20 protein-coding genes are annotated in these 21,225 nt (G+C 42.5%); 7 read left to right on the forward strand and 13 right to left on the reverse strand.

Features of this window, described 5'->3' with window-relative positions; translation table 11 throughout:
• Positions 1-25 precede the first annotated feature (25 nt).
• Positions 26-655, reverse strand: coding sequence for a TetR/AcrR family transcriptional regulator (locus QE404_RS15680; RefSeq protein ID WP_307452034.1), 630 nt, complete (start codon positions 653-655; stop codon positions 26-28).
• A gap of 102 nt (positions 656-757) precedes the next feature.
• Here QE404_RS15680 and QE404_RS15685 point away from each other — a divergent pair, with 102 nt between their 5' ends.
• From QE404_RS15685 to rnpA, 3 genes are all read left to right on the forward strand, one after another.
• The gene (locus tag QE404_RS15685; RefSeq protein WP_307452036.1) at positions 758-1,387 is read left to right on the forward strand and encodes a TatD family hydrolase; all 630 of its coding nucleotides are present in this window, start codon (positions 758-760) and stop codon (positions 1,385-1,387) included.
• Positions 1,380-2,105 (forward strand): tRNA threonylcarbamoyladenosine dehydratase, encoded by a 726-nt coding sequence (locus QE404_RS15690; protein WP_307452037.1) that lies wholly within the window; start codon positions 1,380-1,382, stop codon positions 2,103-2,105. Before QE404_RS15685 ends, QE404_RS15690 begins: the two co-directional genes overlap by 8 nt.
• Positions 2,106-2,185: 80 nt before the next feature.
• On the forward strand, positions 2,186-2,560 hold the full coding sequence (rnpA, locus tag QE404_RS15695; protein WP_307452039.1) for a ribonuclease P protein component: 375 nt from the start codon (positions 2,186-2,188) through the stop codon (positions 2,558-2,560).
• A gap of 499 nt (positions 2,561-3,059) precedes the next feature.
• On the opposite strand, the gene QE404_RS15700 is transcribed toward rnpA, so the two are convergent.
• The 11 genes from QE404_RS15700 to QE404_RS15750 form a co-directional block, all read right to left on the reverse strand.
• Positions 3,060-5,411 (reverse strand): hypothetical protein, encoded by a 2,352-nt coding sequence (locus tag QE404_RS15700; RefSeq protein ID WP_307452040.1) that lies wholly within the window; start codon positions 5,409-5,411, stop codon positions 3,060-3,062.
• A gap of 1 nt (position 5,412) precedes the next feature.
• Positions 5,413-5,961 (reverse strand): LPS assembly lipoprotein LptE, encoded by a 549-nt coding sequence (gene lptE, locus QE404_RS15705; RefSeq protein WP_371935170.1) that lies wholly within the window; start codon positions 5,959-5,961, stop codon positions 5,413-5,415.
• Entirely contained in the window at positions 5,951-6,646 is a 696-nt protein-coding gene (locus tag QE404_RS15710) for a hypothetical protein (protein ID WP_307452042.1), read from the reverse strand. The genes lptE and QE404_RS15710 overlap by 11 nt, the downstream gene beginning before the upstream one ends.
• Positions 6,647-6,649: 3 nt before the next feature.
• Entirely contained in the window at positions 6,650-7,933 is a 1,284-nt protein-coding gene (locus tag QE404_RS15715; protein ID WP_307452043.1) for a sigma-54 interaction domain-containing protein, read from the reverse strand.
• Positions 7,934-7,981: 48 nt separating this feature from the next.
• Positions 7,982-9,418: a tRNA (N6-isopentenyl adenosine(37)-C2)-methylthiotransferase MiaB gene (gene miaB, locus QE404_RS15720; protein WP_307453996.1), complete on the reverse strand. Its 1,437-nt coding sequence runs from the start codon at positions 9,416-9,418 to the stop codon at positions 7,982-7,984.
• Between the two features lie 136 nt (positions 9,419-9,554).
• Positions 9,555-10,046, reverse strand: coding sequence for a hypothetical protein (locus QE404_RS15725; RefSeq protein ID WP_307453998.1), 492 nt, complete (start codon positions 10,044-10,046; stop codon positions 9,555-9,557).
• A 106-nt stretch (positions 10,047-10,152) separates the two neighbouring features.
• A complete protein-coding gene (locus tag QE404_RS15730) occupies positions 10,153-11,385 on the reverse strand; it encodes an MFS transporter (RefSeq protein WP_307452047.1) in 1,233 nt (410 codons plus the stop codon).
• Entirely contained in the window at positions 11,382-13,115 is a 1,734-nt protein-coding gene (locus QE404_RS15735; protein ID WP_307452050.1) for a thiamine pyrophosphate-dependent enzyme, read from the reverse strand. Before QE404_RS15735 ends, QE404_RS15730 begins: the two co-directional genes overlap by 4 nt.
• Positions 13,116-13,330: 215 nt before the next feature.
• Positions 13,331-14,530, reverse strand: a complete 1,200-nt coding sequence (lysA, locus tag QE404_RS15740; protein ID WP_307452052.1) for a diaminopimelate decarboxylase — start codon at positions 14,528-14,530, stop codon at positions 13,331-13,333.
• Positions 14,531-14,588: 58 nt separating this feature from the next.
• Positions 14,589-15,812 (reverse strand): 3'-5' exonuclease, encoded by a 1,224-nt coding sequence (locus QE404_RS15745; RefSeq protein ID WP_307453421.1) that lies wholly within the window; start codon positions 15,810-15,812, stop codon positions 14,589-14,591.
• 209 nt (positions 15,813-16,021) lie between these two features.
• The gene (locus tag QE404_RS15750; protein WP_307452055.1) at positions 16,022-17,548 is read right to left on the reverse strand and encodes a helicase HerA-like domain-containing protein; all 1,527 of its coding nucleotides are present in this window, start codon (positions 17,546-17,548) and stop codon (positions 16,022-16,024) included.
• Positions 17,549-17,779: 231 nt separating this feature from the next.
• Here QE404_RS15750 and QE404_RS15755 point away from each other — a divergent pair, with 231 nt between their 5' ends.
• Genes QE404_RS15755 through QE404_RS15765 form a run of 3 tightly spaced genes read left to right on the forward strand, consistent with a single transcriptional unit; the run spans position 17,780 to position 19,882 of the window.
• A complete protein-coding gene (locus QE404_RS15755) occupies positions 17,780-19,189 on the forward strand; it encodes an MBL fold metallo-hydrolase (protein WP_307452060.1) in 1,410 nt (469 codons plus the stop codon).
• 38 nt (positions 19,190-19,227) lie between these two features.
• Entirely contained in the window at positions 19,228-19,572 is a 345-nt protein-coding gene (locus tag QE404_RS15760) for a rhodanese-like domain-containing protein (protein WP_307452063.1), read from the forward strand.
• Positions 19,573-19,582: 10 nt separating this feature from the next.
• On the forward strand, positions 19,583-19,882 hold the full coding sequence (locus QE404_RS15765) for a thioredoxin family protein (RefSeq protein ID WP_307452066.1): 300 nt from the start codon (positions 19,583-19,585) through the stop codon (positions 19,880-19,882).
• 40 nt (positions 19,883-19,922) lie between these two features.
• On the opposite strand, the gene QE404_RS15770 is transcribed toward QE404_RS15765, so the two are convergent.
• On the reverse strand, positions 19,923-20,675 hold the full coding sequence (locus QE404_RS15770; protein WP_307452069.1) for a nitrilase family protein: 753 nt from the start codon (positions 20,673-20,675) through the stop codon (positions 19,923-19,925).
• A gap of 101 nt (positions 20,676-20,776) precedes the next feature.
• Between QE404_RS15770 and QE404_RS15775 the strand changes: the two genes are divergently transcribed.
• Positions 20,777-21,217, forward strand: a complete 441-nt coding sequence (locus QE404_RS15775; protein WP_307452072.1) for a DUF6646 family protein — start codon at positions 20,777-20,779, stop codon at positions 21,215-21,217.
• The last annotated feature ends 8 nt before the right edge of the window (positions 21,218-21,225 follow it).

The following is a 21,225-nucleotide window of genomic DNA, read 5'->3' on the forward strand; positions in this document are numbered from 1 at the left end:
TTTTTTATGATTATTTAACGTAATTTTAGTCTGCAGCGTATCCCAGGATAGCAAAAATGCTGAGTAAGAGATTCATCCTTACTTTCTTCTCAGCTTCCTTAGCATAGGTTTCCTCATCTTTGTTAGGGACATACATTTCGTAGAAATTACGGTTACGGATAACAAACAGTGTAGATCCGATAATGGTGGTAAGAACATCTTCTGGTTTCGGGGTAAAGGTGAACACTCCTGAAGCCACTCCTTTCTTGATGACATCATCAAGCTTTCTCACAAAAAGCTGGTAAAAGTCCAGCAACTCGTTCTTCACACTGTCCGTATGACGAAGCTCCTGGGTGACAAAACCGTGAAAGTAGTTGTATTTAAACAGTTGTCCTACAATATATTTGATGATCTCCTTCATCTGCATTTCCGGCTTGCCGTCTTTAATGGTATCTGCAAATTCCGAAAAGTTTTCCCGGGTCTTCAGTACCCGGTACTGGTAAAGGTAGGACATCATTTTTTCCTTTGACCCAAAATAGTAGGAAATCATTGCGACATTAATGCCGGCTTTGGAACATATATCCCTAACGGATGTGCCCTCATATCCCTGTTTGGCAATGAGTTCCTCTGCAACATCCAGAATATAGATTTGTTTTTCAGTAAATTTTTTTCTCATATAGCGCAGTTTACGTAAAGTTATGAATTTTTTAACAGAAATAATAAACGTTCGTTTAGCAATTACTATTAGTCGTTAATAATTTATTGAGTAATTTTGAAGATGGAGTTTTTTGATTTTCACCACCATAAGAAAACCCGTCCTTTCGGGATCTATAATGCGGATATTCAGGAACCTCCCCCTGATTTCCCGTATTCTGCAGGAATCCACCCAAAAGATATTGATCAGAGCGGCATGCAGCCTCAGCTTGAACGACTGCAAGAGCTGGCCGGTCATGCCCTTTGCATTGCTATCGGGGAATGCGGACTGGATTCTATGGTGGCGGCAGACCAGCATCTTCAGGAAGAGATGTTCATGAAGCAGATCCGGATTTCGAATGATGTAGGAAAACCTCTCATCATCCATTGTGTCCGCAAATATTACGAGGTGATTGCTTTCAGGAAAAAGGCAGAGCAGGCGATGGTCATCCATGGATTCAACAAAAAAAAAGGTATTGCCGAAGATCTGATCAGGAATAATTTTCACCTCAGTTTTGGAAAAGCGGTTTTGTATAATTTATCTTTGCAGGATACTTTGAAAACCGTTCCCGTGAACAGGATTTTCCTGGAAACAGATCATGAGGATTTTGACATCGCGGAACTGTATCAAAAAACAGCGGAAATAAAGGGCCTTACTGTAGAGGTACTTAATGAACAGATTAGAGAAAATTTAGCGCAGATAAAAAATGGATAAATACTGGTTGGAGAGAACAGAGCTTCTGGTAAAAGAGGAAGGCCTGGAAAAACTGATAAAATCAAATGTCCTTGTCGTAGGATTGGGTGGCGTAGGTTCTTTTGCCGCTGAATTCCTTGCCAGAGCCGGGATTGGCAATATGACCATTGTAGACGGTGACACGGTTGATATCACGAATATCAACAGACAACTGCCTGCTTTGAGATCTACCGTAGGAAAACATAAAGTAGATGTGGTTGCAGAAAGGCTTATGGATATCAATCCTGATCTTAAACTGACCAAGATCAATGAATTCCTGAATCCTGAAAGGATGGATGAGATACTTGATTCTGCACCTTTCGATTATGTCCTGGACTGTATCGACAGTGTAACGCCTAAGCTTTGCCTGATTATCGCAGCTAAGCGGAGAAGGATTAAAATTGTAAGTTCCATGGGAGCCGGGGGAAAAACAGATCCGAGCAAGGTGATGGTGAGGGATATCAGCAAGACGGAGCACTGCCACCTGGCAAGACAGGTAAGAAAAAGGCTGAAAAAAGAAAAGATCGACAAAGGGGTTCGCTGTGTTTTCGCCAATGACATACAGGATGAAGAAAGCCTTAAGATGACGGATGGCACCAATTATAAAAGGTCATTCTATGGCACGATCAGTTATATGCCGGCGATCTTCGGATTGTATGCTGCCTCAGAAGTGATCAATTATCTGCTGGATAAAAAATAATTTCAGGACTGGAGGAGACCTATGAATCCATCCTCTTCCGGAACCCGTGAGCCAAATAAAGACTATCTTTACAGCAAGCAATGACAAATTTTACTTATCCCAGAACTGAAAAACTTAAGAGAAATACTGAAATTTCGCTGCTTTTTGAAAAAGGCAGATGGAAAACACATGGGAGCCTGAGAATCATTGTTCTCAAAAACAAACCTTCCGCTCCTGTGGAACAGGCGAAGTTTGGGGTGTCTGTTTCTAAAAAATATTTTAAGAAGGCTGTATACAGAAACAGGATCAAAAGGCTGCTGCGGGAATGCTACCGCTTGAATAAAGGGCTTTTCAGGGAAGCTTTCGGAGAACAGTCTATCACAATGCTTTTCTGGGCATCATCAGAATTGCCTAAACACTTCCGGGACGTTGAAGCTCAGTTTATCAGCCTCTGCCGTTCACAAAAAAAATCCTGACTATGCATACAGGATTAAAGCTTACGGTTTTAAATCTGAACATTAGAAAAAGGGATATTCAAAAAAAAATACAGCGGCGGAAAATTTCCGCCGCTGTATTTTTATCCTATTGTCCGATTAACATATTTTGAAGTAATTATTCCCAGAGGTTCGCTGACCAGGAAGAATGAGTGCCATACAGGTCCTGATCCCGGATTTGGTTTCTACTGGAATTTTCAGTGCCAAAATCTGTAATGTAATCAGCATTATAGCAGAATATATAAATTCATATGGAGTACTAACTAAGATGGTTGTATGCTTTACGAATTATGGCTTTATTTTCCTATGTGATGAAATGACATTATAAATACCATAGCCAAAGGCGAACAACAGGCACCCATAGCTTCTTAATAACCCTTCTGCCTTACCCCACTCCGGATAAAAAACATAAGAAAGGCCAAATCCTGTAATCAGATATACCGCAACTAAGAGCGTGATTCTTATAGCCATGTTACCTCTATCAGCCTTTAGTTCGGAAATCTTTAATTTCTTTAATCCTGTTTTCGAAATACTCTTTCTTATCCGGATATTTATTGATCAGGATTTCAAAAGCCTTAATAGCCTTTGTATAGAGCTTCTGTTCAAAATACAGGTTGGCCAGTGTTTCCGTCATCAGATGGGAAATATCATCGTTCTTTTCTTTGATTACGAAGCTGCTTTCCTCTTTTAGCTGGCTTATTCTCGGATTATTTTCTATAAATGCTTCAATCGCTTTATTCTTGATTTCCGCTTTTTCTTTTACCGGTTCCTGCGTGCGGTCAATTTTCAGCCAGCTTTGCCATGTATTGATGAATCCCGGCACGTTGCTGTCCGCCGCTGCCTGTGTAGTTTTAGGGGTAGCCTCGGCCGCTTTTTCCTCAGACCTGCTCTGCTGCGTGTTTTCTTTTTTGGTCTGATCAACGGTCCAGCTGGAGATATCGGAACTGAAAAATGACACATTCATCACCGGAGCCTGTTCATCATGATCTTTATTCTCTGGTGTTTCAGGATCTTCTTTTAAAGGTTCGTCATGGCTTTCTCTATTTTCTGAACGGTCTTCTTTCAGAGCCGGCATATCTTCTGCAGGCGGTAGTATTTCCTGAAGCCGGTTTTCAGCCTGTACGGCAGGTTCCTTCCTGTGTTCGGGAATTTCCTGCTTTTTATCGATCAGTGAATCCGGTGTGTGGACCTCAAAGCTCATCGGTTTCCATGCTGTTGCAGGTTTTTCAGCAGGAGGAACCGTATTTTCTTTCTGATCCTGATCCGGTTCACTTTCTGAAAAGGATTCTTCTATATGGGTTTCTTCATTCTTTTTCTGAGGGTGTTCAGCTTCAGAAGACGATGTAGCTTCAGTAGTCTCCTTAAACTTTTCTTCCTGCGAATCGGCAACAACGAAACTTTGCGTTTCTGCAAAACTGATTTCATGCCCGGCATTATCTTCCGCATCTTTTTCTGCCTTTATTTCCGAAGTGTTTCTGGATGCTTTCATCTTCTTCTCAACTTCTTCAATCAGGCGCCTCATTTCCTCTTCGTGCTTGTTGATGGCAGGCTTAGCGGAAATAGGTTCAGCTGTCTGGTCCTTGTGAACAGCCTGGATCTGGACATCCGGCAAAAAGGAATCCATACCGTGAAAGCTTAATTCAGTTTTATCCTCAAGGTTCTCTTCTGTCTTCTCAGAATTGATTTTATCCTCGCTGATGATTTTTTCATGTGTAAAATCCAGGCCTTTCTCATCAGCTTCTGCTTCAACGGATGAAGCCTGCTGCTCATCACTTTCAGTATTTCCTTCAGCATCTGTTTCCGGCATGAATGCTTCCGTTTCTTTGAAGCTTACTCCTGTAGGATCAGCTATCTTATCTTTAACAACATCTTCAGTATTTTCCTCCTGGTCAACGATTATATCTGAAGAAAATGCTGTTATTGCATCAGCTGCCGGTTCCGATTGATCTTCACCACTACTTTCCCCTTCTTCTGCTCCGGCATTTTCGCTTACGCGGGGTTCCGGCATCAGAGGTTCTGCTTCCTTAAAACTTACTTCTGCAGGATCCGTTATCTCCTGTATAATGTTTTCAGCATTTTCTTTTTGCTCAATGATTTCATTAGAAGACAATTCCGTAGGCTCTTCGTGGTTTTCCTGCCTCTCAGCCGCTATATTTTCCTCAACACCGGACTGGTCAGCGGAATCGTGTCCTACAGGATCATGAGTTATGACAGACTGATTTTCTGTATTTCTTGTAACATCTTCCCCTTCTGACGAAATATTCTGATTAGAAGGCCCGGATTCCGGTTTCTGGGTTACGATAACCCCGGATTCCAGTGTGGATTCAAGATCAATGACTTCATGATTGTCTTCATTCATGAAGTTTTCTTCACCGTCAAACAGGATCCTGTTCCGTTCCCCCTGCACATAAACGTGCTTAATCTCTGGTTTTGGCGCAGGCTGGATATAAGATGTTTCCCGATGATTTTCAGAAGGTTTGTTGTTTTCTTCTGCCTTATCTTCCCTTTTTATCGGGAAGCTGCCATTGTTATATGAGTATTTAAAATTTTGCGGAGCCTCCGTTTTTTTCTTTTCTGTTACAGGTTCTTTCCGCTTCTGTTCTATTTTGCCGTTAATCAGCTGATAAAGAATTTTTTTATCCGTGGTGTAAGCGGCAGTAGTGGCCAGCTCTTTCTGATAATTTCCTTTATCATGCAGATGAACGCCATACAGATGCAATGCTCTGATATTCTGAACATAGGGAAAAGAATTGATTTCTTCTTTCAGAAGGGTTAAATCTTCCGGCTGAATGTTTTTGGGCTCTTTTAATAATTCTAAAACTCTAGGATTCATCTTACCAGTTTGCTACAATATCGTTAAATATTTTATTAATAATTCTTTCTGTAACCAGCTTCACCTGAGAAGATTCGATATCGCTCTGCGACAGGTTGTTATTGAATACCGCCTCATCAGAATAGGTCCTGTCAAAGCTCAGCTCCGGGTGCAGCTTATTTTCATAATGAACTTTTACAGTAATGGTCAGTTTATTCTGTGATTCATTGATTACTCCTCCGGTATTGGTTGAAGTGGTAGTGGAGCTGATGGTGGTAGGAGTAATGGAATAGTCCGTAATCTCTCCTTCAACAAGGATATCCGGATTTTCTTTGGTCCCTTTCAAGGTTGTCCTTTGCAGAAAGCGATTCTGAATATCCGTTGAAAACTGCTGGGACAATGTTGGATTCACCAGAGCGGCATTGTTGGGAAATTCATTGATCTGAATCGTCTTTTCATCCGTAAGGGATGATCCGGTAAAACTGTAGCAGGAATGAAGCATTCCCATGCAGAATACCAGCAGGAAAGAAATCTTGATGTATTGCAAAAACTCTTGTTTATTAATATTCATTTTTTACTCCTATTTCAGTTATCTCATCATACTGAATCTGTTGCAGGGCATCTTCAATGGCCATAAAATTGCTGGCATACACAAAAGGAATGGTTAAAAATATCCCGATTCCGCAAAAGATAATACCCAATTGCCCAAGTATTGCTGTAATAATTACCAATAAGAAGATCGATAACAAATTATTTTTTGTCATGGTTACTGACATATTCCACGCCGTTTTGATGTCTTTTACTCCGGCAATTGAAATCAGACCCGGCATATAGAATGCTTTGAGCACGACTATGAGAAATGCAATCATAACAATAATCATGTAAGGGATCATGATCATCGCAAAGACAGGTGAAGGTTCACCATTCTCAGCTCCTGCTATAAATCCGACAATCATCATGGGCAGATAGATAACAATTGCCCCGGCAAATACAATCAGCTGTAATATGAAATACGGCACAAAATCGCCGAAATCAAAAATATCGCCCGGACCTGCAGGTTCACCTTTCCTTAATCTATGCAGATATCGGTACAGGTTTCCTATTCCTAAGATCCCGCAGAAGGGGATGATGTTCATAACGAAACAAAAGAAATAGGCCAGCAGGATATCTCCGAAATTATTTTTATAAAATTCAAATCCCCCGTTAAGATATTTGCTGAAATCAAAATTAACCGGTTTTACGTTAAGTTTCATCATAATTTAGTCTTCTAAGTTATATTGTTTTATTTTTCTGTACAAGGTCCTTTGGGAAATTCCCAGTTCGTCGGCAGCCTTATTCCTGCGTCCTTTATGCTTCTCCAGGGCTTTGATAATCAAATCTTTTTCGTTATTCTGGAGTGAAAGGGATTCCGGCCGGTTTTCCTCTACCTCAATCTCTTCAATGTCTTCATAACTGCTGTCCGGATTGGAAATAATCGTAGGGGTCTGAATGTTGTCACGGTCTTCAAAATACAGCAGGGAATTTGAAGAAGCTGCCTGCTGCTGGTTATCCGAAGGGGTATAAATCCTGTTGATCAGGTTTTTCTCATGGCTGCTGAGATCCGTTCCTTTATTCTTGATCAGTTCTGATGTGAGAGACTTTAAATCATTGATATCATTCCGCATATCGAAAAGGATTTTATACATGATCTCCCTTTCGGTGCTGAAGTCATTCTGTTTGGCATTGTTAGGTGTGTTGACAACCATAGGCAGATGAGATTCCATAGGAATATATTCAGCCAGTTTTTCTGCCGTTACTTTCCGGTTCCTCTCCACAACGGTCATCTGTTCAACTAAGTTTCTCAGCTGACGTACGTTTCCGGGAAAGGTATAGCTTTCTATATAATGAATGCCACTGGGTTCAAGCTCAAGCTCAGGCATCCTGTATTTCTCTGCAAAGTCTATGGCAAATTTCCTGAACAGCAGGTGGATATCTCCCTTCCTTTCTCTTAAAGGAGGCATATCGATCTGTACGGTATTCAGACGGTAGTACAGATCTTCACGGAACCTGCCGTCCTGAATAGCCTTCATCATGTTCACATTGGTAGCTGCTACAATTCTTACATTGGTTTTCTGGACCTGTGACGAACCTACCTTCATGAATTCACCGCTTTCCAGTACTCTCAACAGGCGTACCTGGGTCTGTAACGGCAGTTCTCCTACCTCATCAAGAAATATGGTTCCGCCGTCTGCTACCTCAAAATATCCTTTCCGGGTAGCCGTAGCTCCTGTGAAGGCTCCTTTTTCGTGCCCGAATAATTCGGAATCAATGGTTCCCTCCGGGATTGCTCCACAGTTCACTACAATATAAGGCTGATGTTTCCTCCTCGATTCTGAATGAATGATTTTAGGAATAAATTCTTTACCCACACCACTTTCCCCGATAACCAGAACGGAAATATCCGTAGGCGCTACCTGGATGGCTTTTTCCAGGGCACGGTTCAGGGCCGGGAAGTTCCCGATGATCCCGAAACGGTTTTTTATATTCTGAAGTTCTGCTGACATGTTTAATTAAGGTTTAATTGCTGACCTTTCGATCAAAGTTAATTCAAGTTACTGAACGGTTTCCCCTAAAAGCGTGCCCTGTGTATTGTCGAAGACAAAAACGTTCACAATGTCACCTATCTTCTGTCCTTCGAGTTTATCGAATACACAAACGGCATTCTGGGAATTCCTTCCCTTCCACTGGTTTTCATTCTTCTTTGAAGTTCCTTCAATAAGCACCTGATGTGTTTTTCCCACATAAGACCTCATCCTGTTTCTGGAAAGTTCACCCTGTAAGGCAATAACCTCCGCCAGGCGCCTCTGCTTTACATCTGCAGGAATATTATCCTCCATTTTTTTATGGGCAGGCGTCCCCGGACGTTCCGAATACGCAAACATATATCCGTAATCGTATTCCACTTCCCGCATCAGGCTTAGTGTATCCTGGTGATCTTCTTCGGTTTCATTGCAGAAACCTACGATCATATCCTGAGAGAATGCGATATCCGGAACAATTTCTTTTGCTTTTCTGATCAGCTCCAGATATTCTTCACGGGTATGCTGGCGGTTCATGGCCAGAAGCATATTATTGCTTCCGCTCTGTACCGGAAGGTGAACATATTTGCAGATGTTTTCGTGTTTAGCGATCATCCTGAATACCTCAAGGCTCATGTCCTGAGGATTTGAGGTGGAGAAACGGATCCTCATTTCCGGTACCGCTAAAGCTACCATATCTAGCAGCTGGGCAAAATTAACAGCAGTAAGCTTCTGCATTTCCGAAGCTTTGGCAAAGTCTTTTTTCGGTCCGCCTCCATACCATAGATAGGAATCTACGTTCTGGCCCAAAAGGGTAATTTCTTTATAGCCGCTGTCCCATAAGTTTTTACATTCTTCGATAATGGAATGCGGGTCCCGGCTTCTTTCGCGTCCCCTCGTAAAAGGAACGACACAGAAGGTACACATATTATCACAGCCTCTGGTAATCGTTACAAAAGCCGTTACGCCGTTACCTCCCAGACGAACCGGATTGATATCTGCATAGGTCTCCTCTTTAGACAGGATTACGTTGATGGCATCCCGGCCGTCTTCAGTTTCCTTGAGAAGGTTAGGCAGATCCCTGTAAGCATCTGGACCTACGACAAGGTCTACCAGCTGTTCCTCTTCAAGGAATTTGGTTTTCAGCCTTTCCGCCATACATCCCAGTACTCCTACCGTCATATTCGGCCTTTCCTTTTTAAGGTTCTTAAACTGGGACAGTCTCATCCTTACAGTTTGCTCAGCCTTTTCGCGGATGGAGCATGTGTTCAGAAGGATAAGGTCTGCTTCCTCTGCTTTCAGAGTAGTGTTATATCCCTGTTCATTAAGGATAGAAGCTACAATCTCGGAATCTGAGAAATTCATCTGGCAGCCATAGCTTTCCAGAAAAAGTTTCTTGGAGTTCCCGGATCGTTCTGCAATGGCAAAAGCTTCTCCCTGTTTGGTTTCGTCTATATATTTTTCCTGCACGTTCTTTTATTTAAAGTCCTGCCCGCCCGGAATTCAGCTTATTTCCGGTCACGACAAAACAGTTGAGTTTGCAAAGATACAAAATATTGTGACAGAATGGCAGGATTATCTTCTATAGAAATTCGCTGAAAATATATTACAGATCTGTAGAAATAGAAGAAAGGTTCATTTTGATCTTTATTTTAGAGGCAATAGGTTTCCCGTTACAGGTAGCGGGAATCCAGCTCTTTTTGAGCCTGCGCATTATGTATTTCATATCATCAAAGAAAATCTGGCTGTTGGCTACCTTTGGAGAACCTTCAATATCCGCTACTTCCCCGTTCTCATCTATTGTCAATGTGAAAGTAAAATCCCCATTAAGAACATAAAAATCCGTATTCAGGTAAACATACATATTCTTTCTCAGCATTTCCCTGTAAGCGGTGACCCCGCCTTCAATGTCCGCTGCTTTGAAATCACCGCAGTTTTTGGCGGCCACCTGAAAGAATGGCTCCCTGATATCTATTTTCAGAATATTTTTATTATTGCTGCTCTCCGTGATAAAAGTATCATCCCTGTCCTCCACATCATATTGCGCCAAACAGAAATTCGCCATTAAAAGCCCAAGGAACAAGATTAAGGTTTTCATAATCAATGAGTATAATTTCTATAACAAAGATAAATCTTTCAGAAAGTTGAAGAAAGAAAAACTCCACAGGTCATATGAAGTTTTCCTTTGTATTGATCTGCAACGGTCAGTCTGCTGAAACATTTACTTTTCTTCCAGTCTCCCTCAGTAGTAACGAAACCAAAATCGCCAGTACAATTCCGGCAATCCAGAACAGGACTGAATGCTGGAAGTGTATGGTTCCCGGCACATTTCCGAGGCTTTTTCCAAACCACCTGCTGAATACAGGATTAAGCAGCGTCGTGACCCCGAAAGTAATAAAATTGATGGCTCCCGTAGCACTTCCTTTAACATAGTCCGGATTTGCTTCCTTAATCACCGAATACGGAATCATCGCCGCTCCTGAACCCAACCCAAGAACAAACATGCTTATCTTGGCCGGATACAGATCCGGAAGATATATCAGCTGGAGCAGGCTTAGGATCATCAAGATTGCTCCTCCTGCAAGGACTGGTTTTCTTAAGCCAATCTTATCCGTTATAAATCCTAATAAAGGACAGCCGAATACCCAGCCGAAAGCTACCATAGCACTCGTAATCGCAGCATCAGAGAATTCAAAACCCTTATCTTTTTCAAAAAATGCTACCGCCCAGGTCATCGCAAAAATAGTGGTGGGGGCAAATAACAGCCCGGAAATGATTCCACAAAGCCAGGATTGGGGATTCCTGAAAACTATTTTATAGGGTTCCAGGTAGCCTAAAGCCTTTTCCTCCCGGTTATTTTCCTTTGTTTCGCCGGGAATCACAAAAAACAGTACGACAGCTGTAATAAGGGTGATGATTCCGGACCAAAGCCAGAAGGTATCAATATTCATCCCTTCTTTGATCCACGGCCCTACCATAAACTGTCCGGCTGTTCCGCCAAGCATGCCTATGCACTGCGTTACCCCGATGGCGGTTGCCAGGGATTTCGAGGAAAATCCTTTGCTTGCAAGATATACACAACCGGGAAATGCAAAAGCACATCCCGCTCCCTGCAAAAGCCTTCCTGTAATACCTGAAACCTGACTGGAAAAAAGAAACAGCAAGCAGCCAATTCCCAGAATAAAAGTACCTGCAAATATGGAGCGTTTACCTCCGAATTTGTCCAGGGCAATCCCTGCAATAAGGCTGCAGGTGGAATATGTGTAATAATATGTCCCCACCATACTGATCAGCTTCAGCTCCGTCGTGTTGAAATTGCTGACGAGCTCCGGGATCATTACTGCCGGCGCAGACCTGATGACATAATCAAGAAAATAGAAAACAAGCCCGAAAACCCAGGCAATGATATAAAACTTCTTCAGGGAATCACTAATCATAACAGGTCTTTAATATGCTTGTAATTGCTCTTCACGGTGTCCATCACCTCTTCCATTTTCCCGCCGAGCATCAGCTGTGCCATGGATTTCGTCATTCCCAATACCTGGTTCATTTCTATTTTTGGAGGAAGTGCCAGCGCATTCGGGTTTGTGAATATATTGAGGAGATAGGGTCCTGTATGGTTAAGGCATTCTTTAAGGGCCTGCTCCACTTCTTCAGGATGACGTACGTTTTTGCCGGGATACCCCATAGCCTGGGCAATCATAGCGAAATCAGGATTGATCATATCGGTTTCATTATCGGGCAATCCTCCTACTTCCATTTCCAGCTTTACCATTCCCAGAGCCCTATTGTTGAAGACAATCAATTTTACAGGCAGCCTGTACTGAAGAATGGTGGCCATATCGCCTAATAACATGGATAATCCTCCGTCGCCACACATGGCAATCACCTGTTTTCCGGGGTAAGCCAATGAAGCACCTATGGCCATTGGCATCGCATTAGCCATAGAGCCGTGATTGAATGACCCCAGCATCTTCCTTTCGCCGGTACCGCTGATGAATCTGGCACCCCACACGCAGCACATTCCTGTATCTACCGTAAATATGGCATCCTTTTCAGCAATCCGGTCCAGGAGATAGGTTACATATTCCGGCTGAATTGCATCTTCTTTACCGGGATCTTTCACATAGGTCATCTGGTTTTCTTTTACTTTTTCATAGAATTCCAGTTGCTGATTAAGGAAATTTGTATCGGTTTTTTCTTTTAGAAGGGGAAGCAATGCCCTTAAGGTTTCTTTGATATCTCCGGACAAGCCCAGTTCAAGTTTTGCTCTCCGGCCAAGCCTTTCTGCACTTTCATCGATCTGAACGATCTTATTCTTGACCGGCATGAATTTTTTATACGGGAAATCGGTCCCTAACAAAACTACCAGATCTGCTTCGTGCATTGCGTGATAAGCTGAAGGAAGCCCCAACAAGCCCGTTAATCCAACTTCATTAGGATTATTGGGCTGTATGGCCATTTTTCCCCTGAATGAATAGCCTACCGGCGCCTTCAGGTATTTAGACAGCTGAATAACCTCATTTGCTGCATTTTCGGCACCAATGCCACAGAACAGGGTTACCTTCTTGTTTTCGTTAATGATATCAGCAAGGCGCTGAAGTTCCTCATCCGAAGGGCGTATCACCGGATTGGTCCTGAATATCTGGGAAGAAGTAACAGATTCCTCGGCTTCCAGCTCGGAAACATCTCCCGGCAGCCCGATCACAGCAACCCCTTTTTTGGAGATGGCATGCTGGATGGCAGTCTGTACCGTGCGTTCCACCTGCTCCGGCCTGGTGATCATCTGATTGTAATAGCTGCAGTCATCAAAGAGCTTGATGGTATTGGTTTCCTGGAAATAATCCATTCCCATTTCATCGCTCTGGATGGTGGAGGCGATCACCAGCATCGGAAGATGGGAACGATGTGCCTCATATACCCCGTTGATCAGGTGGATATGCCCGGGCCCGCAGCTTCCTGCACAAACGGCAAAACCATCAAGTTCTGCTTCAGCAGCGGCAGCATAGGCACCTGCTTCTTCATGTCTCACATGAATCCATTCAATGCTGCTTTTCTTTACGGCGATATTCAGATGGTTAAGGCTGTCGCCGGTTACTGCATAAATTCTTTTTACCTGGGCACTTTCGAGCATCTCAACAATCTGCTCAGCTATGTTTTTAGCCATAATTAATATTCTTTGGGTGTTACTATTTAATTTTTTTTGGTTGTTAACCGTTAAAGGAAATGGAATATAGAAAGTCAGGAAAATGTGACCTAATCAAATTTAGCTAAAAAATCACGAACGGCAGCCGTTTTACCTGCTAAAATATTCTTAAAAAACAAAAGCCCCGCACAAGTGCGGAGCTGATATAAATGATTGTATAATTTATCCTGATGAGTTTACAATACTTCGATCTGATTTTTCAGTAAATCCTCAAATTCATCACGCTTACGGATGAGGTGGGCTTTACCGTCCAGGAATAAAACCTCGGCAGGTTTCAGCCTTGAATTGAAATTAGAGCTCATTTCAAAACCATAAGCCCCAGCATTATTGAATACGAGGATATCGCCTTCCCTTACTTCATTCAGCTTCCTGTCCCAGGCAAATGTATCGGTTTCGCAGATATTCCCTACCACCGTATAAATCCTTTCAGCTCCTTTAGGATTGGAAAGGTTTTCAATAACATGGTAAGAATCATAGAACATAGGACGGATGAGGTGATTAAATCCTGAATTAACTCCTACGAAAACAGTTGCTGTCGTTTGTTTGATCACATTGGCCTTTACCAGAAGGTAGCCGCTTTTCCCCACGAGGAATTTTCCCGGCTCAAACCACAGTTCAAACTTTCTTCCCGTAGTTTTGGAATAATCTGCAATTACTTTCTCTACTTTTTTACCTAACGTTTTTACATCTGTTTCTTCTTCACTACCACGATAAGGGATTTTAAAACCGCTTCCCATATCCAGGTATTTAAGATTCGGGAAATTTTCTGCCAGTTCAAGCATGATATCCAATGCCTGAAGGAAAACTTCGGGATCTTTGATCTCGCTTCCGGTATGCATATGCAGCCCTTCTACATTCAGGTCAGTAGTCTTCATCACTCTTTCAATATGCCTTAGCTGGTGGATGGAGATCCCGAATTTACTATCGATATGCCCGGTAGAAATTTTATAGTTTCCGCCTGCAAAAATATGCGGGTTAATTCTTACGAAGATAGGATACGTATTTCCATATTTATTCCCGAACTGTTCCAGGATAGACATATTATCGATATTAATATGCACGCCATGATGCATAGCCTCTTCAATCTCTGCCAGGTCTACACAATTAGGTGTAAACAATATTTTTTCTTTCGGAAAGCCTGCTTTCAGCCCGAGTTTAACTTCATTGATAGATACACAGTCCAGGGATGCACCCAGGCTCTTGACGTATTTAAGGATATTAATATTAGTTAATGCCTTCGCTGCATAGAAGAACTTGGTGTGTTTTAAAAAAGAAGAGGTAAGTTTCTCATATTGAGTCTTAATGGATTCGGCATCATAAACATACACCGGTGTGCCATATTCATTGGCAATCTGTAGCAAATCTGTTGCATTCATAATTGGTAAGTATCTTCTTTTTTGTTATTAAGGAAGTGCAAATGTAAGAAATAGCTGCCTATTTTGGCAACGGTAGTGTCTCAAAATCACCACGAAGCAATGCAAGCTGCAGTTCATTGTTGAGATCCGGTGTTTGCAAAGGGAGGTCAATTTTCAGTTTAGACAGCTTACTCATGGTCTGAATCTGCGTGAAAAGCTCATAAAAACCATAAGAAGCCACCCTGCCGTTCTCAATGATCAGAAAAAGTTTTTCACCCAGCCTCCTGCCCGTTCCCAGCCATAATTCATTGCGCTTTTTAAAATCTATCATATTTCTGAGCGAATTAACGTCACTGAATTCGTCCTGTGAAGTGATGAACTGAACAGCTTTTGAACCCTGGGTAAAGGATTTGAATTTCAGGATTGGCCGCTCTGTCTTATTGAGCTTGTTTTTCTCTACCACATAGGTATCATTCCTATAATAAAGACCGAAAGGAAGATGCTCCCTCTTTCTTATATTCCTGGAACTCAAGATCAGCTTAGCAATGATATCTATCCCTGTAATCTCATAATTGATCTGTTGCACCTGGGCCTGTACTTCCTCCCATCTTTTGGATTTAGAGTTGAATATTTTTTTAGAGAATTTATTGATATTCTGTACGTGATCAGAAAATATAATATCTCCGTTCCCACTCTGAAAATAAACGAATCCTTTTTCATTCGGCAGGTCCTGGGTTAATATTCTGATCTTATTTACATAGCTTTTGGCATTGGTTTCCTCATATTGCTTGCTGATAATCTCATTTTCGGTATCTTTCAGAATCAGGAGCCTGAAGAGTTCAAGTGTAGCCCTCGCATCGCCATCAGCCCTGTGATGGCTTACTAAAGGGATACCCAGTGACTTCACCAGTTTACCCAACGAGTAGCTGACCTCATCAGGAATTAGTTTCTTAGCAAGAGGAATCGTATCCAGGGTGTTGATTTCAAAAGTATACCCCAGGCTTTGGAAGGACTGGCGAAGCATTCTGTAATCAAATTCGATATTGTGGCCGACCAGGGTGGTATTCTGTGTAATTTCGATCACTCTTTTAGCAATTTCATGAAATTTTGGCGCAGTTTTAACCATCTTAGGGGTAATGCCCGTAAGTCTTTGCACAAATGGGGTAATATCGCTTTCTGGGTTAACCAAAGAAATAAACTGGTCTACAATCTTCTGTCCATCATACCGGTAGATCGCAATATCAATAATGCATTCTTTCCTGTAACCTGCACCATTACTTTCTATGTCTATAATCGAATACATTCTGGGTTCTCTCTTTACTGCTGCTTGGGCCATCCGTGTAGCTACCAAAACAGCCACCGAAAATCTGCTAAAATAAAAAAAATTATGTTAAAAAGCCAACACGGCTTATGCCATAACATGAGTCTGCAAAATTTAATCCAAAATTTCAGCCGTAATGAAGCATACAATGCAAATATAAATACTTAGGGTGTACCACCGGCATGCATCACCTATCTCCGCCTTCCGCCCAGCCCAAGCATTCCCAAAATTGCCTTGGCTCCTTCCCGCATCAGGGTACTGGTAAAGGTCTTTCCGGCTTTGCTTTGCAGGATCTGTTCAAACATTCCCGGCTCCTCTTTGGCAGGCTTGGCTTTCTGGTCAGGTTCCGCATTCTGTACTGCTGTCTCCATTCTTTTTACCAGGATTTCATATGCAGATTCACGATTGATCACCTGGTCATATTTAGCCACTAAAGCTGATTTCGATGTCAACTCAGAGATTTCAGCATCATTCAGGACATCCATTCTGGATTCAGGCGAAATGAGATAGGTATGCACCAGCGGAGTCGGAATCCCTTTTTCATCCAGAGCCGTCACAAAAGCTTCTCCGATCCCAAGGTTCTGAATCAAGGTAGGTGCATCGTAAAATGTTGTCGTCGGATAATTTTCCACCGCCTTGGAAATTTCTTTCTTATCTTTTGCCGTAAACCCTCTTAAGGCATGCTGTATCTTCAGTCCGAGCTGAGACAAGACTGCTTCAGGCACATCTCCGGGAATCTGGGTAATGAAATAAATTCCCACTCCTTTAGAGCGGATCAGTTTTACCATAGTTTCGATCTGGGAAACCAAAGCCTTGGATGACTCATCGAATATCAAGTGAGCCTCATCTATAAATAAAACCAGCTTAGGCTTTCCACTATCGCCCTCTTCCGGGAAAGTCATGTAAATTTCAGCAAAAAGGGAAAGCATGAAGGTTGAAAAAAGCTGTGGCTTATTCTGGATATCAGCAACCCGGAGAATATTAACGACTCCTTTGCCATCCCGTGTCTGTAAAAGGTCATGAACGTCAAAACTCAGTTCACCGAAAAATTTCGTGGCTCCCTGTTGTTCCAGGGCAACAATGGATCTAAGGATCGCACCCAAAGATGATGAAGCGATGGACCCATAATTGGCAGCCAGCTCCGCTTTCCCCTGCGCATTGTCCGTTACATACTGAAGCACTTTTTTAAGGTCATCCAGATCAATAAGCGGCAGTCCTTTATCATCACAATACTTAAAGACAATAGACATGATGCTCTGCTGGGTGTCATTCAGCTGCAGGATTTTGCTGAGCAGCACAGGGCCGAATTCTGTGACTGTGGCGCGCAGCTTCACTCCTCTTTCGCCGGAAATGGTCATGAGTTCTACCGGAAAAGACTGAGGCTGATAGGGCAACTGGGTTCGCGAATACCTTTCCTCTATGGCTGGATTCATTGTTCCCGCTTCGGCGATGCCCGAAAAATCGCCTTTGATATCCAGGACCAACGAAGGAATTCCGGCATGAGAAAGCTGTTCTGCAAAGACCTGTAAGGTTTTTGTTTTTCCCGTCCCGGTAGCTCCGGCAATAAGGCCGTGGCGGTTAATGGTTTTTAAAGGGATGGTTACATTGACTTCCGGTACGACTTCGCCGTCCAGCATGCCTTTTCCCAGTATAATATGTTCACCTTTAGGTGTATATCTTGCATTAAGTTCTTCAATGAATTGTGTTTTAGATGTCATTATTGTTTTTTTAAAGTTCTAAATATAAAATTTTTTATAAAACCCTTGTCAATAAGCCATCAGTTATTTTAGCCTGCTGTTGCAGATCAACCATCTTTTGGCTAAATTAGAGGATTAATTGAAGCTGAAGATACTTTATAGATTTCTTCTATTAATAGTGATTTTTTATTTTGCCTTCTTTTAAAAAAATAAACACGATTTTTGTACTATTAACAAACCGCTACAACCATAATGAAAGTTGAACAAATATATACAGGATGCCTGGCTCAGGGTGCCTATTACATTGTGTCCGGAAATGAAGCAGCCATCATAGACCCTCTGAGGGAAGTAACACCTTATCTGGAACGCCTGGAAAAAGATGGTGTCACGTTAAAGTATATTTTTGAAACCCACTTCCATGCTGATTTTGTTTCGGGACATCTTGATTTAAGTAAGAAAACGGGTGCCCCTATCGTATACGGACCCACAGCCGAACCTGATTTTGAAGCTATTATTGCTGAGGATAACCAGGTTTTCAATATCGGAGATATTACAATCAAAGTGCTGCATACGCCGGGCCATACCATGGAAAGCTCCACATTCCTCCTGACTGATGAAACCGGTACTGAAACAGCCATTTTCACCGGAGATACCCTTTTTCTGGGAGATGTCGGCAGACCTGATCTGGCCCAAAAGGCAACCAACCTTACGCAGGAGGATCTGGCAGGCATACTATACGAAAGCCTTCAGAATAAAATTATGCCGCTTGATGACAGCATTACCGTTTATCCGGCCCATGGAGCGGGTTCTGCATGCGGAAAAAATATGCAGAAAGAGACGGTTGATACTTTAGGCAACCAGAAGAAAACCAATTATGCGCTTAACCAGCCAGACAAAGAATCTTTTATAAGAGAAGTACTGGACGGCCTTACAGCTCCTCCGAAGTATTTCGGAATGAATGTCGCGTTGAACAAAAACGGCTATGAAAGTATTGACCACGTTATGAGCAAAGGACTGAATCCAATTGATCCGGCTGACCTGGAAGCCATCGCTGAAGATACCGGAGCACTGATCCTGGATACGAGAAGTCAGGGAGAGTTTCATAAAGGATTTATTCCCAATTCTATTAACATCGGCTTAAAAGGAGACTTTGCACCCTGGGTAGGAAACATGATTGTGGATGTGCAGCACCCTATCATTCTGGTGGTTGAACAGGGAAGTGAACAGGAAGCCATCACCAGGCTCAGCCGCGTGGGCTTCGATAATGTTCTGGGATACCTTCAGGGCGGTTTCGAAGCCTGGAAGAATTCAGGAAACGAAATCGATGAAATCAGAAGGATTTCCCCGGCCGAATTTGCTGAGCAGTTCAGTACGGACGCCAAGGTTATTGATGTAAGAAAACTGACAGAATATTCAGCAGAGCATGTTGAAAATGCCTATAATAAGCCTTTAGACAACATCAGTGACTGGGCGGGGACCATAGACAGCTCAGAGCATTTCTTCATCCACTGTGCGGGAGGCTATCGCAGCATGATTGCCGCAAGCATACTGAACGCAAGAGGGATCAGGAACTTTACAGAAATAGAAGGCGGATATAACGGAATTAAGAAGACTGAAAAGATTCCGACGACAAGTTTTGTATGCCAGTCAAAAGTACTGTAACAGTAATGAGGCATATAGCTGTCATAACTTCTGTATGCATGAGCATCATGCTAAGCGCCTGTAAAAATATTGCCAGCATCAGCCAGACGGACAACAGATTAACTGATATAATCAACAGTGCAGATGTTGTTTTAGTGGACGTTAGAATTCCTGAGCAGTACAGAGAGGGAACTGCAGATCGCGCGGTAAATATCCCACTCAGGGAACTTCCGAAGCGGATCAATGAGCTTAAAGGCAAGAAGGTGGTCGTTTTCTGCAATAAAGGAATACAGGCTGATCAGGCTATGCAGATCCTGAAAAAAAACAGGATAAAGGCCTATGACGGCACAACATGGAAGAATATACAGGCGATACAGCACCTCAACAATACCGAAAACCATTAAAGTATACACTATGTCACAAAAATTTCAGGAAATCATTGATTCGGAGCGCCCTGTTCTGATCGATTTTTTTGCTACCTGGTGCCAGCCCTGCAAAGTGCAGTCATCAGTCTTAACCACTGTAAAGGAAAATATAGGCGAAGGAGCCAGGATTATAAAAGTAGATGTAGACCAATATCCTGCTATCGCCTCACAGTATGGAGTACGGGGAGTTCCTACCCTGGCAATCTTTAAAAATGGAGAACTGCTCTGGAAAGAAAGCGGCGTGCATGACGTCAATACTCTTACACGGCTTCTCCAGCAATATGCTTAGATTCATCGGCTGAACTCAAAAACAAGTTCAGCCGTTTATTTTATAGCTTGATGGTAAAATGATCCCGGTCATCCAGGAACCTGAAATGCTTCCTGAACTCCAAAAGCTCCTGTAAGTCCGGATCTGCAGAAATGATATTTCCTTCTTTAACGGCGATCTCTTTACCGTCAGCGAAAAAACAATGCGAACTTTCCCTGTAGAAAAGATCATTCCCGTCTGTCCCGATCCTGTTCAGGCCGAAAACAAAGCACAGATTTTCAATAGCACGCGCTTTAAGCAGGTGTTCCCATGCGTCTGCCCTTTTTTCCGGCCAGTTGGCGACATAAATGATCATATCATAATCATCATTATTCCTGGCAAATACAGGAAACCTGAGATCATAGCAGACCTGAAGCAGGATCCGGAATCCTTTATAATGAACAATAACCCGTTCTTTACCGGGTGTATAAACCTCATCTTCTCCGGAAAAAGAAAAGAGGTGCCTTTTGTCGTAAAAATCCGTTTGCCCGTCAGGATGCACAAAGTACATCCGGTTATAGAATTTACCTTCCTGCTTTACCGGCGCACTTCCGCAAAAAGCAGCATTTTTTTCTTTTGCCATTGTTCTCAGAAATGACAGGGATTCTTCATGACTGTCCGCCACTTCAGATGCTTCCATGCAGAATCCGGTAGAAAACATTTCCGGGAGGACAAAAATGTCGGCCTCCTGGCTTTCAAGGGCCTGTTCTATATTCCTGAAATTCGCTTCCTTATTTTTCCAGATGACATCCAGATTGATTCCTGTAATTTTCATAAGCGTTCTAAAACTTCTATAAAAATAGGGTTTTTAAATGATTTCGGTTTTATTTTTGATGCGGATAATTTCCAGTACTAACTTTTAATGGGTATTATATTATGAAGAAATTGGTTTTAATCTTAATGGTTGTATTCGCGGGAATCACAGCCAACGCACAGGCATGGACAGGTAAAGGAGATCAGAAAATCCAGCTGGGCCTTAATGCATGGGGCTATGGAACCGGGGTAACCGGAACCTATGATTACGGGCTCAACAAACTTATTTCCATAGGAGCAGGACTGAATGCTTATTTTGACGGGTATAAGGATAATGATAAAGACAACCGTGTTTTTGTTTTCGGACGGCTGAACTTCCACCTTCAGGAAGCACTGGACCTTCCTGAAAAATGGGACATATATCCTGGAGTTGACCTTGGTGTCTTAGGCAAGGACTTCGGTATCGGGGCACACATCGGAGCCCGTTACTTCTTTAACGACAGGATCGGGGTATTTGCAGAAGTGGGCAATAATGGCAGCCTGGGAGTATCGTTCAATTTGTAATTCAGCAA

The organism is Chryseobacterium camelliae (genome assembly GCF_030818575.1).
In the GTDB taxonomy this organism is placed as follows: Bacteria; Bacteroidota; Bacteroidia; order Flavobacteriales; family Weeksellaceae; genus Chryseobacterium; species Chryseobacterium camelliae_A.

Excerpts from the sequence above, each read along its gene's own strand:
- rnpA (WP_307452039.1), top strand. The coding sequence starts at position 2,186 with ATGACAAATTTTACTTATCCCAGAACTGAAAAACTTAAGAGAAATACT.
- QE404_RS15745 (WP_307453421.1), bottom strand. The coding sequence starts at position 15,812 with ATGTATTCGATTATAGACATAGAAAGTAATGGTGCAGGTTACAGGAAA.
- QE404_RS15760 (WP_307452063.1), top strand. The coding sequence starts at position 19,228 with ATGAGCATCATGCTAAGCGCCTGTAAAAATATTGCCAGCATCAGCCAG.
- QE404_RS15680 (WP_307452034.1), bottom strand. The coding sequence starts at position 655 with ATGAGAAAAAAATTTACTGAAAAACAAATCTATATTCTGGATGTTGCA.
- QE404_RS15690 (WP_307452037.1), top strand. The coding sequence starts at position 1,380 with ATGGATAAATACTGGTTGGAGAGAACAGAGCTTCTGGTAAAAGAGGAA.
- QE404_RS15710 (WP_307452042.1), bottom strand. The coding sequence starts at position 6,646 with ATGATGAAACTTAACGTAAAACCGGTTAATTTTGATTTCAGCAAATAT.
- QE404_RS15770 (WP_307452069.1), bottom strand. The coding sequence starts at position 20,675 with ATGAAAATTACAGGAATCAATCTGGATGTCATCTGGAAAAATAAGGAA.
- lptE (WP_371935170.1), bottom strand. The coding sequence starts at position 5,961 with ATGAATATTAATAAACAAGAGTTTTTGCAATACATCAAGATTTCTTTC.
- QE404_RS15755 (WP_307452060.1), top strand. The coding sequence starts at position 17,780 with ATGAAAGTTGAACAAATATATACAGGATGCCTGGCTCAGGGTGCCTAT.
- QE404_RS15730 (WP_307452047.1), bottom strand. The coding sequence starts at position 11,385 with ATGATTAGTGATTCCCTGAAGAAGTTTTATATCATTGCCTGGGTTTTC.
- QE404_RS15725 (WP_307453998.1), bottom strand. The coding sequence starts at position 10,046 with ATGAAAACCTTAATCTTGTTCCTTGGGCTTTTAATGGCGAATTTCTGT.
- lysA (WP_307452052.1), bottom strand. The coding sequence starts at position 14,530 with ATGAATGCAACAGATTTGCTACAGATTGCCAATGAATATGGCACACCG.
- QE404_RS15700 (WP_307452040.1), bottom strand. The coding sequence starts at position 5,411 with ATGAATCCTAGAGTTTTAGAATTATTAAAAGAGCCCAAAAACATTCAG.
- QE404_RS15735 (WP_307452050.1), bottom strand. The coding sequence starts at position 13,115 with ATGGCTAAAAACATAGCTGAGCAGATTGTTGAGATGCTCGAAAGTGCC.
- QE404_RS15715 (WP_307452043.1), bottom strand. The coding sequence starts at position 7,933 with ATGTCAGCAGAACTTCAGAATATAAAAAACCGTTTCGGGATCATCGGG.
- QE404_RS15775 (WP_307452072.1), top strand. The coding sequence starts at position 20,777 with ATGAAGAAATTGGTTTTAATCTTAATGGTTGTATTCGCGGGAATCACA.
- QE404_RS15750 (WP_307452055.1), bottom strand. The coding sequence starts at position 17,548 with ATGACATCTAAAACACAATTCATTGAAGAACTTAATGCAAGATATACA.
- QE404_RS15765 (WP_307452066.1), top strand. The coding sequence starts at position 19,583 with ATGTCACAAAAATTTCAGGAAATCATTGATTCGGAGCGCCCTGTTCTG.
- QE404_RS15685 (WP_307452036.1), top strand. The coding sequence starts at position 758 with ATGGAGTTTTTTGATTTTCACCACCATAAGAAAACCCGTCCTTTCGGG.